18 protein-coding genes and 1 pseudogene are annotated in these 17,000 nt (G+C 61.6%); 9 read left to right on the top strand and 10 right to left on the bottom strand.

Annotated elements, in window-relative coordinates; all coding sequences use genetic code 11:
• Window positions 1-31: 31 nt before the first annotated feature.
• The 6 genes from M1D34_RS10155 (at window position 32) to M1D34_RS10130 (ending at window position 7,529) form a co-directional block, all read left to right on the top strand.
• Window positions 32-1,630, top strand: a complete 1,599-nt coding sequence (locus M1D34_RS10155) for an L-aspartate oxidase (RefSeq protein WP_010969040.1) — start codon at window positions 32-34, stop codon at window positions 1,628-1,630.
• A gap of 49 nt (window positions 1,631-1,679) precedes the next feature.
• Window positions 1,680-2,579, top strand: coding sequence for a carboxylating nicotinate-nucleotide diphosphorylase (gene nadC, locus M1D34_RS10150; protein WP_127514604.1), 900 nt, complete (start codon window positions 1,680-1,682; stop codon window positions 2,577-2,579).
• 103 nt (window positions 2,580-2,682) lie between these two features.
• Window positions 2,683-3,201 (top strand): superoxide dismutase family protein, encoded by a 519-nt coding sequence (locus M1D34_RS10145; protein WP_003532668.1) that lies wholly within the window; start codon window positions 2,683-2,685, stop codon window positions 3,199-3,201.
• 881 nt (window positions 3,202-4,082) lie between these two features.
• A complete protein-coding gene (locus M1D34_RS10140) occupies window positions 4,083-5,783 on the top strand; it encodes a peptidase domain-containing ABC transporter (protein ID WP_017265096.1) in 1,701 nt (566 codons plus the stop codon).
• Between the two features lies 1 nt (window position 5,784).
• Window positions 5,785-7,107: an HlyD family type I secretion periplasmic adaptor subunit gene (locus tag M1D34_RS10135; protein WP_498778907.1), complete on the top strand. Its 1,323-nt coding sequence runs from the start codon at window positions 5,785-5,787 to the stop codon at window positions 7,105-7,107.
• On the top strand, window positions 7,104-7,529 hold the full coding sequence (locus M1D34_RS10130) for a toxin-activating lysine-acyltransferase (protein ID WP_498778906.1): 426 nt from the start codon (window positions 7,104-7,106) through the stop codon (window positions 7,527-7,529). The genes M1D34_RS10135 and M1D34_RS10130 overlap by 4 nt, the downstream gene beginning before the upstream one ends.
• Here M1D34_RS10130 and M1D34_RS10125 read toward each other — a convergent pair.
• Window positions 7,526-8,472 (bottom strand): IS630-like element ISRm2011-2 family transposase gene (locus M1D34_RS10125; protein WP_011970797.1). Its coding sequence is split into 2 segments (ribosomal slippage): window positions 7,526-8,133 and window positions 8,133-8,472, totalling 948 coding nucleotides; the frame shifts between segments, so codons are not numbered across the junction. The genes M1D34_RS10130 and M1D34_RS10125 overlap by 4 nt on opposite strands.
• Window positions 8,473-8,566: 94 nt before the next feature.
• Between M1D34_RS10125 and M1D34_RS10120 the strand changes: the two are divergent.
• Window positions 8,567-8,656, top strand: a pseudogene (locus tag M1D34_RS10120) (toxin-activating lysine-acyltransferase); the annotation flags it as partial.
• Window positions 8,657-8,829: 173 nt separating this feature from the next.
• Here M1D34_RS10120 and M1D34_RS10115 read toward each other — a convergent pair.
• From M1D34_RS10115 to M1D34_RS10080, 8 genes are all read right to left on the bottom strand, one after another.
• Window positions 8,830-9,834 carry an NUDIX hydrolase gene (locus M1D34_RS10115; RefSeq protein WP_498778900.1) on the bottom strand — a complete coding sequence of 335 codons (1,005 nt, stop codon included), beginning with the start codon at window positions 9,832-9,834 and terminating at the stop codon, window positions 8,830-8,832.
• A complete protein-coding gene (locus M1D34_RS10110) occupies window positions 9,788-10,321 on the bottom strand; it encodes a tyrosine phosphatase family protein (protein ID WP_003532678.1) in 534 nt (177 codons plus the stop codon). The genes M1D34_RS10115 and M1D34_RS10110 overlap by 47 nt, the downstream gene beginning before the upstream one ends.
• Window positions 10,322-10,323: 2 nt before the next feature.
• Entirely contained in the window at window positions 10,324-10,932 is a 609-nt protein-coding gene (locus M1D34_RS10105) for a YfbR-like 5'-deoxynucleotidase (protein WP_003532680.1), read from the bottom strand.
• Entirely contained in the window at window positions 10,929-11,777 is an 849-nt protein-coding gene (gene ygfZ, locus M1D34_RS10100; protein WP_013844248.1) for a CAF17-like 4Fe-4S cluster assembly/insertion protein YgfZ, read from the bottom strand. Before ygfZ ends, M1D34_RS10105 begins: the two co-directional genes overlap by 4 nt.
• A 109-nt stretch (window positions 11,778-11,886) precedes the next feature.
• Window positions 11,887-12,630 carry a hypothetical protein gene (locus M1D34_RS10095; protein WP_010969046.1) on the bottom strand — a complete coding sequence of 248 codons (744 nt, stop codon included), beginning with the start codon at window positions 12,628-12,630 and terminating at the stop codon, window positions 11,887-11,889.
• 15 nt (window positions 12,631-12,645) lie between these two features.
• Window positions 12,646-12,915: a hypothetical protein gene (locus M1D34_RS10090; protein ID WP_010969047.1), complete on the bottom strand. Its 270-nt coding sequence runs from the start codon at window positions 12,913-12,915 to the stop codon at window positions 12,646-12,648.
• Window positions 12,916-13,073: 158 nt separating this feature from the next.
• Window positions 13,074-13,517 carry a TIGR02301 family protein gene (locus M1D34_RS10085; RefSeq protein ID WP_003532694.1) on the bottom strand — a complete coding sequence of 148 codons (444 nt, stop codon included), beginning with the start codon at window positions 13,515-13,517 and terminating at the stop codon, window positions 13,074-13,076.
• Window positions 13,514-13,978, bottom strand: a complete 465-nt coding sequence (locus M1D34_RS10080) for an NUDIX hydrolase (RefSeq protein ID WP_498778896.1) — start codon at window positions 13,976-13,978, stop codon at window positions 13,514-13,516. The genes M1D34_RS10085 and M1D34_RS10080 overlap by 4 nt, the downstream gene beginning before the upstream one ends.
• Between M1D34_RS10080 and M1D34_RS10075 the strand changes: the two genes are divergently transcribed.
• Window positions 13,977-14,807 (top strand): SOS response-associated peptidase, encoded by an 831-nt coding sequence (locus tag M1D34_RS10075; protein WP_498778894.1) that lies wholly within the window; start codon window positions 13,977-13,979, stop codon window positions 14,805-14,807. The two genes, M1D34_RS10080 and M1D34_RS10075, sit on opposite strands and share 2 nt — an antisense overlap.
• Window positions 14,808-14,993: 186 nt before the next feature.
• On the opposite strand, the gene M1D34_RS10070 is transcribed toward M1D34_RS10075, so the two are convergent.
• Window positions 14,994-15,143 (bottom strand): hypothetical protein, encoded by a 150-nt coding sequence (locus M1D34_RS10070; RefSeq protein ID WP_003532697.1) that lies wholly within the window; start codon window positions 15,141-15,143, stop codon window positions 14,994-14,996.
• Between the two features lie 414 nt (window positions 15,144-15,557).
• Here M1D34_RS10070 and cysS point away from each other — a divergent pair, with 414 nt between their 5' ends.
• The gene (gene cysS / locus M1D34_RS10065; protein WP_010969048.1) at window positions 15,558-16,958 is read left to right on the top strand and encodes a cysteine--tRNA ligase; all 1,401 of its coding nucleotides are present in this window, start codon (window positions 15,558-15,560) and stop codon (window positions 16,956-16,958) included.
• Window positions 16,959-17,000 lie beyond the last annotated feature (42 nt).

Below are 17,000 nucleotides of genomic sequence, written 5' to 3'. Positions count from 1 at the left end.
CCGTGCAGGCCCGTGGAGGAGTTATCGAGCCATGCTGACCGACCATTTCCGCCCGCAGTCCTTCAACGGGATCGATGACATCGTCATCGTCGGCGGTGGCCTTGCCGGGCTTTTCTGCGCGCTGAAACTGGCGCCGCGTCCCGTCACGATCCTTGCCGCCGCGCCGATCGGCTACGGCGCCTCCTCGGCCTGGGCGCAAGGCGGGATCGCCGCGGCGATGAGCAAGGGCGATACATTCGAGAAGCATGTCGCAGACACCGTCGCGGCCGGTGCCGGTATCGTCGACGAGAAGATGACGCGCATGATGGTCGCAGAGGGCCCGGCCCGCATCCACGACCTGCTCGAATTCGGGGTTCCCTTCGACCGCGACCTTGAGGGAAAGCTCCTGCTTTCGCGGGAAGCCGCGCATTCCGAGCGGCGCATCGTCCGCGTCAAGGGCGACATGGCCGGCAAGTCGATCATGGAGGCGCTGATTGCCGCGGTGCGCAATACCCCGTCGATCCGGGTGATCGAGGGCTATGTGGTCGAGGAACTGGTGCGCGAGGGCCGGTTCATCTCCGGCGTGATCGCGCGGCCGGATGCCGGCCAGTCGAAGAGCCGCGTTTCCTTCCCGGCGCGCGCCGTCGTTCTTTGCTCGGGCGGCGTCGGCCATCTCTATGCCGTCACCACCAATCCATGGGAAGCATGCGGCCAGGGCGTCGGCATGGCGGCGCGGGCGGGCGCCATCATTGCCGATCCCGAGTTCGTCCAGTTTCATCCGACCGCGATAGACATCGGCAAGGACCCGGCGCCGCTTGCGACCGAGGCGTTGCGCGGCGATGGCGCCACCCTGATCAACTCGGAAGGCCGCCGTTTCATGCTCGACATCCATCCCGATGGAGAGCTCGCGCCGCGCGATATCGTTTCGCGTGGCGTCTTTGCGGAGGTTCAAGCCGGACGCGGCGCCTTCCTCGATTGCACAAAGGCCGTCGGCAGGCATTTCCCCGAGATGTTCCCGACCGTCTACGCCTCGTGCATGGCAGCGGGCATCGATCCGGTGAGGCAGCCGATCCCCGTCACGCCTGCCGTGCACTACCACATGGGCGGCGTGCTGACGGACGGGGAAGGGCGGACCTCCATCGACGGCCTTTGGGCGGCGGGCGAAGTGACATCGACCGGCGTTCACGGCGCGAACCGCCTTGCCTCGAATTCGCTGCTGGAGGCGGTCGTCTTCGCGGCGCGCATCGCGGAAAATATCAAGGGCAGCTTGCCGGCCCCGAAGCTGACTGCCTGGGGCGACAATGCCGGCGAGAACGACGATCCCGTGACGGTCGAGGACAGCCCGCCTTTCAAGGTGCTGCGGCAATTGATGAGCGACTGCGTCGGGGTCGTGCGTACGCGCGAAAGCCTGACCCGCGCGATCCGGGGGATTGCGGAACTCGAGCGTACCAACAAGCGCCTGCGCTTCGCCAATATCGCTACCACGGCCAAGCTCATCGCGATCGCCGCGCTGCAGCGGACGGAAAGCCGCGGCGGTCATTTTCGGGCCGATTGCCCGGACGAACGGCCGGAATGGCGGCGCCGGACCTACCTGACGCTCGCCCAGGCGGAGCGTCTGGCCGCGGAAGTGGCCGAGAGCGAACCGGCATGACGGCGGCAAACGCAAGATTAGAAGCTACTCCAATCGCAGGAACGACATAATGATCGCCCTTCGCCCGGAACTGCCCGCTCTCATGGTCGAGGAGCAGGTGAAAGCGGCTCTTCTGGAAGACCTCGGCAGGGCCGGTGACATCACCACCCTCTCGACGATCGGGCCGGACCGGACGGCCGCGGCGAATATGAGTGTGCGCGAAGCGGGCGTGGTTGCCGGGCTGGAACTGGCGCGAGCCGCATTCCGCCTGATCGACCCGTCGATCCGCTTCGAAGCGCTCGCTGCGGACGGCGACCGGGTGGTGCCGGGTACGGCGCTTGCGCGAATTTCCGGCCGCGCCCGAGGGCTTCTTTCGGCCGAGCGGGTGGCGCTCAACTTTCTCATGCATCTCTCGGGGATTGCGACCTACACGGCGACGTTCGCCGATGAGATCGCCCATACGGGCGCCAAGGTCTGCTGCACGCGCAAGACGATCCCCGGCCTTCGCGCTCTCGAAAAATACGCCGTCCGCCTCGGCGGCGGCTCCAATCATCGTTACGGCCTCGATGACGCGGTGCTGATCAAGGATAACCACATCGCCGTTTCCGGCGGTGTTGCCGGCGCCGTCCGGGCCGCGCGGGCCTATTGCGGCCATCTCGTCAAGGTCGAGGTTGAAGTCGACGGCCTCGCCCAGTTGCGCGAGGCGCTGACCGCCTCGCCGGACGTGGTCCTGCTCGACAATATGGGGCCGGAACTGCTCAGCGAGGCCGTCGCGATCAACGCGGCACATTGGGGACTGTCCGCCGCTTCCTATCCCGGCGACCTGCGCCGCACCAGGCTGGAGGCGTCGGGAAACGTGAGGATCGAAACCATTCGCGCAATCGCCGAAACGGGCGTCGACTACATCTCGACATCGAAGATCACGATGGCGGCACCGACGCTCGACATCGGTCTGGACGTGTCGATTTAGCCCAATTCGCCGGATTGCCTGCAACTCAGCCGCGTTTTTGCGGAACGACCCCGGCAGCCGCGCGTTGTCTCCTATCCACCCGCGAGTGAGAGGGAGAACTCCGATGATGAGAACGATGATTGCGATCGCCTGTGCGGCAGGAATGGCGGGTGCCGCTTCGGCACAACAATCCTCGCAGACGGCGACGGCCGAGTTCGTGGGCAAGGACGGCACGGACATCGGGCGGGCCACTTTGACGGCAGGCGGCAAGGGCGTGCTGATCGAGATGGAGATAAGCGGCCTGCCGAAGGATACCTGGGTGGCTTTTCACGCTCACGAAATGGGGCGCTGCGATCCCAAGGACGGGTTCGAGTCGGCGGGAAAGCATTTTGCCGGCGAAGATGAGAATGCCGAGCACGGCTTCCTCGCTTCCAATGGCCCGCATGCCGGCGACATGCCGAACCAGTATGTCGGTGCCGATGGAACCTTGCGCGCCCAGGTCTTCAACAGCTTCGTGTCCCTCGACGACAGGGCTACCGCCCTTCGCGGCCGGGCCCTGGTGATCCATGTGCATTCGGACGACAATCGCAGCCAGCCCTCCGGCGATGCCGGCGACCGGCTGGCCTGCGCGGTGGTGAAGTAGTGCATGTCGCCAGTACGTTTCTGTGCGCGTCCGAGCCACCTTGGGGGCCGCACGAACGAGGAACGTATTGGCGGGCTGTTTCGGGTAAGCAGGCCAGCTGGCTTGGCTGGCGTTGCGCCGCAACGAACCCAAAACATTTCGTCCCAACTGTCGCTGCCAAGTCATTGCCGCCAACCACACGCTAAAACGCGGCAAAGCAAAAACCTCGCCGCGTTTCCGTTCTGTCATTATCGAAGGTTAGCGGCCGCCAAACCCTCCAGCTCCAGGGCCGGGAGAGCCGCCGCCACCATAGTCTCCCATGGGGTTATAGCCGCGGTAATCTGGCGCTCCGTTGCCAACGGAGCTCCCTACGGCGTAACCAGCTAGCCCACCTATTACGCCGCCGACACGGCTGCCCATCGGTCCACCATAAGCGGAGCCGATCGTTCCTCCAACAACTACCCCTATTGCACTACCAACACGCCCCGCACTGGGATTGTTGTTGCCTGACCCGCCTGACCCACCTGAACTTCCCATCGCAGTTCTCCAATCCAGTAACGTTTCTACCTCTGATAGGTCGAAATCCATTCAAACGTTAGCAAAATGCAGTACGACCAAATAAATCACGTAGTTGATTATGGCATAGATGAGAAGGGTAACCCACTTTGGCGGAGATAACCCTGCAATTTTTATAATATAATCCACGATTGTCATCGACAAAAACACAATAATGGCGGCAATTATAGGGTATAAACTCATCTAGATCCCCGATAGCAGAGCTATAGAGTCGCCTATCTCAGCATAAAGACGCTGATGGTCACTAAACAATATATTGCACTTTTTGGTTGCGGAGTCAAATTGATTCTGGTATCAGGGATAATTGCGGGAGACTATCTTCGAGTGTGGTGGGGGATACTTACGAAGTGGTGGATAATCTCCGATTAGCACCTCTTTCGTGGTTCACGCGCACCACATTTTTCTACACACCATTGATGATCGAACTCATGATCGTAGCGATTGTGATGCGGTTGCTTGGCTTGGTACAGCCTTTTGTCTTTCAGGCTGTCATTGATCGGGTCCTGCCGTTCCAGCGGGAAGCAACACTGCTGCTGATCGTAGTTGTTCTCGGCGTTACCGCGATCTTGTCCGCTATTCTGGACGCGCTGGCGGCCTATCTCGGAAACCACATGGGCAATCGGCTGACGTTGGATCTCGCCGGCCGAATCTTCCGGCATGTCCTTCATCTGCCGTTGAGGCAACTTCAATGTTGGCGGGTGGGGGAAACGCTAACCCGCATTTCCGAAATCGACACGGTCAAAGCATTCCTAACAGGAACCGTTTCCAGCATTTTGGTCGATTTGCTGTTCGCGATTATCTACGTCGCTGCTCTGATAACCATCAGCCCTATGCTGACGCTTATCGTTTTGATCGTTCTGCCTCTGCAAGTAATCGCGTTCGGTGTCATTGGGCCGCTGACACGACGACGCATGCAGAGGGCTTTTTTGGACTATTCCAGGCACCAGTCTCGTCTCGTGGAGACGTTGGCTAACGTAGTCACCGTCAAGGCGCTTGGATGCGAGGCGGTACAATCGGAGCGGCTTAACCGTACATTGGCAGATAGTCTCCTTGCCGGTTTTGAAGTAACCAAGCTCCATATTGTCAATGGCTTTACCGGCGGACTTTTAGGCAACGTTTCGGTTATATCGATCGTCTTTTTCGGATCTCATCTCGTCTTGCGAAATGAGATCACGCTCGGGCAGCTGATTGCATTTCACCTGCTGGCCGACAAGGTGGCTGGGCCGATCCTCTCCCTGTCGGCAGTGTGGGAACAATGGCAGGCACTTCGGATCGCTCGGCTGAGGTTAGGCGATTTATTGAATGCCGCAGCAGAAACCGATATTTCCAAGCCGCCGCTCCCCGTGTCCGGCCGGCTGAGTCTCCACTTGGAGGCCGTATCGTTTTGCTATCTACCCGAGCAACCTGTTATCCTTGACCTCACTCTGGAGATATCCCCGGACCGCCCAACGGTGATTACCGGCCCATCGGGCTGTGGCAAGTCTACTCTCGCCAAGCTTATCAGCGGCATTTACAGGCCGGATTGCGGAGTGGTTGAGGCGAACGGACATAAACTCACTGACTACGATGAACGCAGCGTGCGGCAAGCGATTGCGTATCTTCCGCAGGAGCCGGAACTATTTTCGGGTTCCGTTCAGGACAACATTCTCTTGGGCAACGCCGCCGCAACGGATCAGGAAATCCGTTCGGCTTTGGTCGAAAGCGGTTGCGATTTGTTTATTGGGGAGCTGCCAAATGGCATACTCACGGACGTTGGCGAACGTGGCGCTTACCTTTCTGGTGGTCAGCGCCAGCGCATTGCACTTGCACGGGCCCTTGTGTCGCCATCCCGTGCACTGATCCTCGACGAACCCACCAGCGCGCTTGATTCCGCATCTGCTGACATCGTCATTGCTGCGATTAAGCGGCACGCCGTCAAGAGCACCGTGATTATTGTCACTCACAATCCCGAGCTGTTTGGCAGTGACGTGAACATGGTCAACATTGCTCAATTGCAGCGCCCCAGCGATAGTTCCAGGCAGACTTAGTATGAAGGAAGCCGTCATCGAGAGGCCAGACTCGCCAACCGTGCGCTTAACCACTTGGGTTCTGATTTCGGGTCTGGTCGCGATTTTCGTTGGAGGCTATTGGCTCAAGATCGAAATAGTGGCCCGAGGTCAAGGCAAGGTTATTCCAGTCAGCAGGGTTCAGCTCGTTCAGCCACAGACCAACGGGAGGATCATACGCATCCTGGTCACAGAGGGGCAGCCGGTGAAGGCTGGTGACTTGTTAGTCGGCATGGATACCGTCTCGGTTGAGAGCCAGATCAAGCTCAGGCTGACCGAGGTTCGTCGCCAACGTCGCGGGGCGACGGTTGCCCGAGTAATCATTGCGGCGCTGACAAATGTTGCAGTCGCAAACGATGATGTGCTTGCGGCAGGCAGAGCTGCCTTCGAAAGGGAGCGGCATGACCTGGAGGTTATCGACGGAGCGGAGGCACTTATAGAGGCTGTGCTAACGTCTCTTCGAGATCAGGTTGCGCGGATCAATGCGCAACTTGATCGTGTCGAACAATCGCGAATAACCCAGCAGGCGCGACTGCAGAAAGCTCGGTCTGATCTGGATATTTCCTCCAGGAAATTTTTGTCAGCCGGCAAGTTGAAGGACAAGGGAGCCATCAGCGAAGTAGACTACTTCGAGCGATTGCGTGAGCAAAGAGCACGCGAACTGGAGGTGCTCATCTCCGAGAGCGAATTGAATATCCTTGCAGCGGAAGCGAACGCGTTGGCTAGACAGCGGCAGAGCATCATTTCGACCGCAGTCGAGAACTATCAGAAACAACTGAACGAGGCGAGCACGTCCCTTGCAGGGCTGGAAGCGGAACTGAGCGCGGCTAGGAACCAACTGGCCTTGCTCGCGATTCGCGCACCAGCAGGTGGCAAGGTCGAGAACCTCACGGTATTTACCATCGGCGGTTTCGTGGAAGCAGGTTCAACACTCATGTCCATCGTACCTTCCGGCGATGGCATGGAGATTGAAGCTTTCTTCGACAACCGTGACATCGGCTTTCTTGAAAAAGGGCAAGAGGCATTTGTGAAGTTTGACGCCTTTCCGGCCGAACGTTTCGGTATTGTTCGCGGTCGGGTGACTAGAGTTGGTGCGGATGCGCGCGGCGACATCGTCCCAGGGAAATGGGTCTACGCAATCCACCTTGTACTCGACCAAGAGACAATTGGGATAGGCGGGCGCGACATAGGGTTCTCGCCCGGCATGACTGCGACGATCGATGTGATAACGGGTGAACGGCGGCTCATTAGTTACTTCTTCGAGCCAATAATCAAGGCAATTCAAGACGGATTAGGGGAACGTTGACGGAGAAGACAAAGGAGGTTCGCCTAGATTTTTTTGAAGCGCTCGGAATGGTCACTGCGCTCATGATGGATTGCGACTACAAACACTGGTTCGTTGCGGACATAAGTCGTAACATCATACCTGCGCTTCAAGCCGGTCAGTGCAAAGTGTACTTCGACGAAGAAGGGCGACCGAACGCATTCGTTACCTGGGCACTTGTTGACAACGACGACCATGAAGCACTGCTCCGCGAAGGATGCAATCCCCCACCGGGCAAGTGGGCTTCGGGGAACCATCTCTGGTTCATCGATATCGTCGCTCCCGTCGGGAATATACTTCCGCGGATCAAGCGGGATCTCCATCAAAACTATTTCGCCGATCACAACAAGGCTTATGCGATCAGGAGAAAAGCTGACGGTGCCATTAGAGCGGTATGTATTTAAGCCCGTTCATATCCCGCCTCTTTGAAGTAGGCTGCGCATTCCTGTGGGGTGACGGCTTGGAGAATGTGGCGCAGTTCGTCATGGATTGCATCGCGTGATCTGGCCTGTGCCTCACGCAACCAGTGCTTGATTTTGGCGAAGAGCTTTTCGATCGGATTGAGATCGGGGGAATATTTCGGCAGAAAGAACAGGCGGGCGCCGGCCTTACGGATGGCGGCGCGGATCTCCTGACCCTTATGGGAGCCGAGATTGTCCAGGATGACGATGTCGCCGGCTTTGAGTTCCGGCACCAGAACTTGCTGGACATAGATGCGGAAGCGTTCGCCATTGATCGGGCCATCGAGGATAAAGGGAGCGCTGACGCGGTCGGCCCTGAGTGCGGCGACAAAGGTCATGGTGTTCCAATGGCCGAAGGGGGCGTAGCCCACCAGTCGTTCGCCGCGAGGCGCCCAGCCCCGCAGCGGCGCCATGTTCGTCTTCGTCCAGGTCTCATCGATGAAAACGAGGCGGGCGGGATCAATTCCGGGGCAGTGCTTCAGCCATCGTGCCCGGTGGCGGGCGACGTCGGGCCGCTCCCGTTCGCTGGCGACCAGCGTCTTTTTTTATAACTCAACCCCTCTTCGTGCACGAAGGTCCAGACGGCGCGATAATCCACCTTCAGGCCGCGCTCGCTCAACTCGGCGACAAGTCCGTGCAGCGTGAAGTCGCGCTCGCGGCAGCGGCAAAGCAGCCAAGCCCGGTGCGGACCGGAAAGCTTGCGGGGCTTGTGCCCACCCATCTGGCCGGGTGCGGCGCTGCCCGTCTCGCGAAACCGCCGCACCCAATCGATCGCGGTGCTGATGCCGATGCCGAAGCGCTTGGCCGCTGCCCGGCACGATAGGCCCTCGCCCGTCACCGCATCGACAACGCGTTCCCGAAGATCATTCGAAAAAGGTCTCGCCATAAAGGCCGGCCTCCTTCACCGGCCTGAATGGTGAATCTGATTTGCGCAGAAAAAGGAATCCCCTTTCCGATTCCGCCTAAATGCATCCCGCTCTAGACGAGTGCAGGTTTGGAAAAACCCTTTGGTTACCCGACCAACCCGCTCTTTCCGCATTGGAGCCGATATCGAAACTCATGATGATTGAGCCAATCCGCGAATGAGCAGCATAGCGGCGTAAGAGAAGCAGCCATTACCAAGTGCCGCTGCTCTCGCTTACGGCTACGCCACTTATAGCGGCAGTTGATGCCGTCGACGGTAAGCCCGCGCTGCAGACCCGTCACAACTGCCGTTTGCGCGTATGCCAGCGACGCGGCAGCGTCAGCGCCCGCCGACCTTGAGGCCGGGCGCGGGCCGCTCGTCAAGGATCTGGCGGCGGAAGCGGAAGAGTGCGGCCGGACGGCCCCCGGTCGATGCCAGGGTCTCCCCCGTCGGCTCGACGAGCTCCGCTCCTTCGACGAGGCGGCGGAAGTTCTGCTTGTGAAGATGGCGCCCTGAGATTGCCTCGACGGTTGCCTGCAGGTCGGTGAGGGTGAACGCCGGCGGCATCAGCTCGAAGACCACCGGCCGGTATTTGAGCTTGCCGCGCAGTCTCGCGACGGCGGTAGCGACGATCCGGCGGTGGTCGTGGCGCATCGCCAGCCCTGCCGCCGGGCTCTCCGGATCGCGGCAATGGCCGTCGATCACGGCCTCGCGCACCAGTCCCGCCTCATAGAGCAATTCGTAGCGCTCCAGCACGCGTTCTTCGTCCCAGGGAAAGTCGTCAAGGCCGAAGGCGAGGCGTATCCGTGAACGACGCTGTGCCGAGGCCGACTTTTCGTCTCCGGACTCCCAGCGGGCAAGCGCGGGCAGGATGCTCTGGTCGAGTATCGCGGGGCGTCCGAGACGCCAGTCTTCCCAGGGCAGATAGCCGTACCAGTCGCGCCAATGGGCGCCCGCTTCGGCCAGCCTCTCGTTGTTCTCGGCGTCGGTGCGCGTCAGCGCCAGATAGCCGACGGACACCATGTGCTTGCCTTCCTCGCCGGGCAGACGCTGGCGCCCACGGTCGCCGAAGGTGTAGAGCTGCTCGATATAGCCGAGCTTGAGCGCCGTACGCTTCTCGACGCGCGCCCGCAGGCTCGCCTCGAAAGTACGGTGGCGGGCCGGATCGAAGGGGCCGAAGGGCAGGCTGTCGCGAGCGTCGCCGTCCGCCTCGCTGACGGCGAGGATGCGCGGGCTGCGGCTGACGACCGCGACGATCACGGCATTGAGCCCGATCTCGACCGTGATCGGCTGCGCTTCACCCGGCATGTTGCACGTCTTGCAGGGGCAGGACGAAAGGCGCATTGCCGTCGGCATCCGCGCCGCGGCCGATGGCTCGCACCGCGGCGACGAGCGCACCCTTGCGCGACAACGCCCGGTCGCCGATTTCCACGAGCCGCGCATTCGGCGTCGCAAAGGGCGAGGCGGCGCGGAGGCGCTTGGCGAGCGCGTGGTCGTCCTGGTCCGGTTCGACGGCGAGTGCGGCGATCAGCGCGGCCGCAGGCGAGCGGGAGACGCCCATCCAGCAATGTATGAGCATCGGCCGCGTCCGGTCCCATTTGCGGGCGAAATCGATGATCCGATGAACGTGTTCTTCCTGCGGCGCAATCAGGCCGCCCGTACCGGCGAAGCTGATGTCGTTGACGCCGATCGTCAGATGCTTCGCATGGTCGATGACGGCCGGGCGATGAAAATTCTGGCCCTTCGCAAGCAGGCTCAGCATTTCGCGGCAGCCGTGCCGGACGGCCATTTCCGCGATGCGCTGAAGCGGCGAGACGACGATTGCCGTCATGGTCACGCCTCCTGCCTCGCCTTGGCGCGTTCGGACTCCAACGCATTGAAGCGCGTGGCGAAGAGGCGCTGCGCCTCGACCGCGGGCAGGGGATCGATCAGCAACATCTCGCGGGTGATGCCGCGCGGCTGGCCGAAGAACTTGCGGGCCTCCTCTGCGGAAAAGCCGGCAAGTTCCGTCGCTTCGAAATAGGCGGCGATACGGTCGGCCTTCTTGATCCGCTCCTTGAGTTCCCTGGGCGTGTGTGCCGGAAGCCCGAAGCGCAGGTGGACAGCATTCTCCAGGCGCTTCTCCACGGTCTTGTAGCCGCCGCCGACGACGGCCTTGAACGGCGAGATCATGTCGCCGATGACGTATTCCGGCGCGTCGTGAAGCAGGGCCATCAGGCAATCCTGGGCGTCGCAGCGATTGGTGCGACGGAAAATCTCCTCGACAACGAGACTGTGCTGGGCAACGGAGAAGGCGTGGTCGCCGGAAGTCTGCCCGTTCCAACGCGCCACGCGGGCAAGTCCGTGGGCGATGTCGGAAAGCTCGACGTCGAGCGGTGAGGGGTCGAGAAGATCGAGCCGCCGCCCGGAAAGCATACGCTGCCACGCACGCGCACTCATCATGCGCTCGCCTCTCCTGCCTCGCTCGAAAAGGCAAGCCCCGTCCAGGCGGGCAGCGTCAGGGTAAGGCGCACGTCGCCTGCAAGAATGGCCTCACTCTTGGCGATCGCTTCGCCCGCCTTGTCGATCCTGACGATTGCCAGGCCGTCCCGATCCAGGACGGTGCCGAGAGAACCGATCGGCCGCCCGTCGACGGAAATGTTCGTTCCGCTCGGCGGCAGCGTCGCCGCGCCGGCGACGATGACGAGGCGGCGTCTCGCGGTGCCGCGGTGCTGCATTCGCGAAACGACCTCCTGCCCGACATAGCAGCCCTTGCGGAAGGATAGGCCGCCGTTCAGGTCCATGAGCACGTCATGCGGAAAGGCGTCCTGCAGGTCGTAGTCGCGGCCGGCAACGGCGATGCCCGCCGCGATTCTCAGCCGGTCAAGGTCGGCGATGCCCGCTTCCGCTGCAGGCACGTCGCGATAGAGGCGGAAAACGGATACGCCCGCCTTCTCGAACCGATGATCGCGATAGCTCTCGGCAGGCGCGTCTTCTCCGAACACGACAGTGACCGGCGCCGGCGAATTGAGCGACAGGTCCACTGCCGATCGCAGCTTGTACATCGTCAGGCGCTTGACGAGCGCTTCGGCTTGATCCTCCGTCGTCTCCAGACGCAACGCTTCGCCGTCGCGGGAGATCAGGAAATCGAAAAGGATCTTGCCCTGAGGCGTCAGCAGCGCACCGGGCCTGACCTCATCCGCGGTCAGCGCGGCGATGTCCGTCGTGATCAGCGTCTGAAGAAGGGTCTCCGCGTCTTTTCCGGAGACACGGATGATTGCGCGGTCGTCGAGGCAAACCATTGGCATATGTCGAGTCCTATTCTCTATCCTGAAGAGGTAGGATGTCTGCCGGGGAAGGGCAAGCATGCCCGAGCGGGATCCGCCGGCATTCCCGTCTCTCCGGCACGAGACGCGCTCAATCTCCCGCGACGAAGAACTTCCACTTTCCATCCGGCGTGATGCCGACGCGGTAGAAATTATAGGTGCCGAACTCCTCCATCCCGGCGAAGTCGCCGGCGGTCACCAGTCGGAAGAGGTCGACCTTTTCCGGGGCGGTCAGCGACGAGAGCGGCTTCTCGGCGAAATAGGGCCAGACATAGGCCTCCTCGGGAGTACCCTTGTCCGCAAGCACGAAGCCCGTCGACATGACATCGAGGAGGATGGCCAGAATTTCGATGCCGTCCTGGTCGCCGGAAAGACTTTTGAGTGCGGCAATCGGGTCGTCTTCCCCGGCGGTGGCGGTGACTTGGGTTTGGGTGGGGCCCTTGCCGAGCAGAGGGCGCAACCGCTCGATGTCACCCGAAGCCGCCGCCTCGACGATCAGTTCGCGCATGCGTGCCACCGGCACCGGGATCTTCGAGACATCCGTCAGCACTTCGACAGGCTCCACCACGTCCGGCGCGGCAATCTCATCGTCCTTCAACTCGACGGCCGTCCTGTCGACGAGAGGGTCGGGCATCGGAATTTCAAGGGGGGTCCGTTCTTCCGGCGCGGCCTCTTCGGCCTCATCGCCTGGGGCTGCGTTCTGCTCGCCGGCAATGGGAGCAGGGGCGCCCTGAAACTCACTGAGAGCCAGCACGGGCGTGGCAGTCATAGTCGCACCCGCCAGCAGCACAACAAGACCAACCGGGAGGGCCCGGTTTGCAGGGTTCCGGTTCATCGGGCAGTCCTGATGTTACTGAATCGTCCGCTCTGGCGAGAATTCTCCGGCGAGCATGCGCTCTCGAAGCGAATTAAGCATTGCCTCGGCACCTTCTTCGCCATGAAGCCGGACGGTTTCGCGCATGGCAAGCGCAATCGCCGCATCGGCGATGATTTCCGGCTCGATGCCGTCGGCCATGCCATCCGCCCAAGCCTCGTTCTGGTGCTCGAGCGCCGCCTGCATCTTCTCGTGGACGATCATGTCGTCGATGTCTGTCAGGCTTGGTTCCATCATTCGTTCCATGCGGCTTCCAATACGTGCACGTGGCTAACCTAACGCCTATCCGCTGAACCGCAACTGAACGGGCAGACAGGCCGGTTACTTCTTATCACTCTCTTAACAAACTTAGCAGCCTTTTCCCGAAACGACACGGGGTCAGGGAAAAAGAGGTTAATATCTGCCTAATTTCCAAAGCGGGCGACGATTTCAGAAGCGAGTGTTGCACCTTCGGCACGGTAGCGTTCTTCCGCGAGCGTCGCGGGCTCCGTACACCTGGTATAGACCGAGGCGAAGGTCCGATAGCCCCGGTTGAAAGCGGCGGTTATGCGCTCGCGCCGTTTCGGCTCTCCGGCCGCCTCCTTGTCGATCAGTTCCTGCGTGGAGCGGCGCCAGCCGTCCTCGGACTGGTCGAGACAGAGATTGCGCAGATAATGCACCGAGCCGAGAATTTCGGCGAGGCGGATCAGCCGCTGGTCGTAGGGGGTCGGCTTTTCCTCCTGCGCCGGGGAGGGAGAGGGAGCGGTCGTCTGCGGGGCAGGCTGCTTTTCCTGAGCCGCCGCGCCCGCGGCGGTCGCGAGGAGGATGCCTGTCAGCAACAGTCTGGACGGGAGTCGCGTATCGATCATGCGCCCCTCAAATCCGAACTGACGCGCGTCGCTGACCCGGGAATACGCCTTGACCCGCCGGCCGCCAGCTTCTCCAGGCAGTCGCGCACGCTTTCCGGAATGGGCAAGGTGAAGATCTCCTCCGGTGTGAACCAGCCAACGCCGGCGGCATCATCGCAGGCGATCGCGACCAAATCAGGATCGGCTTCGACGGTGAAGACCGAGAGCAGGAAATGACGCTCCTGCGGGCCTATCCCGGGCAGGTCATAGATTTCGAAGAGCACGGGATCGCGGGCGCTGATGCCGGTTTCCTCGGCGAGTTCGCGCAATGCCGTTTGCGCAGGCGTCTCGCCGGGCTCCGCCCTGCCGCCGGGAAAAGCGTACATGTCTGCTGACGGCGGGTTGGCCCGCCGGACAAGAAGATAGCGGCCGTTCCGTTCGAGAATGGCGGAGGAGGCGCGCTCGGGTTGTTTGGTCATCATGGAATCGAAAATCACCTCGGTCGTTGACCCATACTACGTGAAGTGCCACATCGATGTCATGTGCGGACGTTTTGCGCTTACGGCCACGCCGGAGGAATTGCTGGAACTGTTTGGCCTGCTTGAGGCGGAGGGATTTCCTGCGCGCTTCAACATCGCGCCGACGCAGCCGATAATCGTGATCGTGGCCTCCGATCGGCCGGAGCCGGGCAGCAACCTGCCGGAGCGCAAGGCCGTGCTCGTCCGTTGGGGCTTCACCCCAGGCTGGGTCAAGGACCCGAGCAAGTTTCCGCTGCTCATCAACGCTCGGGCCGAAACCGCGATCGGCAAGGCCGCCTTCCGCGCCGCAATGCGCCATCGCCGTGTACTGGTGCCGGCGTCCGGTTTCTACGAATGGCGCCGTCCCGTGAAGGGCAGCCGGGAGGCCTCGCAAGCCTTTTGGGTCCGGCCGAAAAAGGGCGGGATCGTGGCCTTCGCCGGGCTCATGGAGACATGGTCTTCCGCCGACGGTTCGGAGGTCGACACCGCGGCGATCCTTACGACCGATGCGAACCGCGCCGTCAGTCACATCCATGACCGCATGCCGGTCGTGATCCAGCCCGAAGACTTTTCCCGTTGGCTCGACTGCAAGAGCCAGGAACCCCGCGAGGTGGCCAACCTCATGGTCCCGGCGGCGGAGGATTATTTCGAAGCAATCCCCGTTTCGGACAAGGTCAACAAGGTCGGCAACACCGGCCCTGAGCTCCAGGACGAGGTCGCGCCCATAGCGCCGATCCCGAAGAGGGGGCGCTCTGACGATCGGGACGACGGCGGGCAGATGTCGCTGTTTTGAGCCAAGGACCGCCCCTCATCCGGCCTGCCGGCCACCTTCTCCCCGCAAGCGGGGCGAAGGGGACTCGCGGCCCCGCTCTGCCCTCAGCCGCTCAAGAGTGAGCGGTGAAGCCGAGGCTTGTCCCTTCTCCCCGTCAGAACGGGGAGAAGGTCGCGGCAGCGGGATGAGGGGCTGCCCAGATCGGAACTAAGCCGAACGCTTCGCGATCTTCTTGTCCGCCGGTTTCGCCCTGACTTGCAGCGCGGCTGCGAGGACGGCCTTCAGGCCAAGCGGGCGGTATTTCGTCAGCAGATCGGACGGCGGCGGCTTGCGTTCGGCAATTTTGGCGGCCTTCATTGCATGTCTTCCTTGGTGTTTTCCCTATTGGGAACATTAGCCCTCGTGAATTTTCAACGAAAACCATGTCCCTGTTGTTCCTCGGGAAACAGGACCTGATGCAGTATCCGGCTGCATTCGCGAATCTCCTTCCCCTCCGATGATTTCCAGATAAGCCAAATCGTGACAAATCCATGGCCGTCATGGTTGCAGATTGACGACTTTCGCTTGCACGTGGCTCGCCTCTTGACCGGCGCCGGGCGACGCGCGATAAGGGTCGCCATGAAAACGGTTATCTGCATTATTTGCCGGAACATTATTCGCTAGCGATCCGCTGGCCTGGCCGTTTTCGTCTCCATAAATCCAAGATGACAAACGCGCGGGGCCACCCGGCGACTATATTGCGACGGCTGCATGCAGACTTGGAGATCTGGGATGGGCGGAATGCCGATTTTGAAGCTGTACAACACGCTGACGCGGGAAAAGGCCGATTTTCGGCCGATCGACCCTCAAAACGTCCGCATGTATGTCTGCGGCCCGACGGTCTACGACTACGCCCATATCGGCAATGCACGGCCGATCATCGTCTTCGACGTCCTGTTCCGGCTGCTTCGTCACGTCTATGGCGCGGATCACGTCACCTATGCCCGCAACATCACCGATGTGGACGACAAGATCAACGCGCGGGCATTGCGCGACTATCCCGGGCTGCCGCTGAACGAGGCGATCCGTCATGTGACCGAGAAGACCGAGACGCAATTCCTCGAAGATGCGACTGTGCTCGGTTGCCTGGATCCCACCGTGCAACCGCGCGCGACCGAAAACATCGCCGGGATGATCGAGATCATCGAAAAGCTGATCGCCAAGGGCCATGCCTACGAGGCCGAGGGGGAAGTCCTCTTCGATACGCGGTCGATGGACGATTACGGCCAGCTCTCCAAGCGCAATCTCGACGAGCAGCAGGCCGGTGCCCGCGTCGCCGTCGAAGCGCACAAGAAAAACCCGGGCGATTTCGTGCTCTGGAAGCTCTCCGCCGAGCACGAGCCGGGCTGGGATAGCCCCTGGGGTCGCGGGCGACCCGGCTGGCACATCGAATGCTCGGCGATGAGCGGGCGCTATCTCGGCGACGTCTTCGACATCCACGGCGGCGGCATCGACCTGATTTTCCCGCATCACGAGAACGAGATCGCCCAGTCGCGTTGCGCCCACGGCACCGAGGTGATGGCGAATGTCTGGATGCACAACGGCTTCCTGCAGGTCGAAGGCCGCAAGATGTCGAAGTCCGAGGGCAATTTCATCACCATCTACGAGCTTCTTCACACGGAAAAATTCGGCGGCCGCAAATGGCCGGGCGAGGTGCTTCGGCTGGCGATGCTGATGACCCATTACCGCGAGCCGATCGACTTCTCGATCAAGCGGCTGGAGGAGGCCGAGCATCTGCTGTCGAAATGGCCGGTTTACGGCGACGCTGCAGGCGAGGCGGACCCGGCCGTCGTCACCGCCCTCGCGGACGACCTCAATACCGTGGCCGCCATTCAGGCGCTGCATGCGCTGGCGCAAAAGGCTTCCGCCGACTCGCGCCATCTCGGGACCTTCGCCGCGAGCGCGGCGCTTCTCGGCGTGGTGCCGAAGGAGGTCGAACTCGACGAGGCGGTCGTTCACGAGATCGACGGCCGTGTACGTGAGCGCCTGGAGCTTCTGAAGGCCAAGAACTACGCGGAGGCCGACGGCATCCGTGCCGATCTCCTGGCCAGAGGCATCCAGCTCAAGGACGGCAAGGATCCCGAGACCGGCGAAAGGGTGACCACCTGGGAGGTGAAGCGGTCTCAGGTCTAGTTTTAAGGATGATGGCGCTGCCGGCACGCCGGAGGAAAGAGG

This window comes from Ensifer sp. D2-11 (genome assembly GCF_054161295.1).
This window is presented reverse-complemented; position numbering and strand designations above follow the sequence as displayed.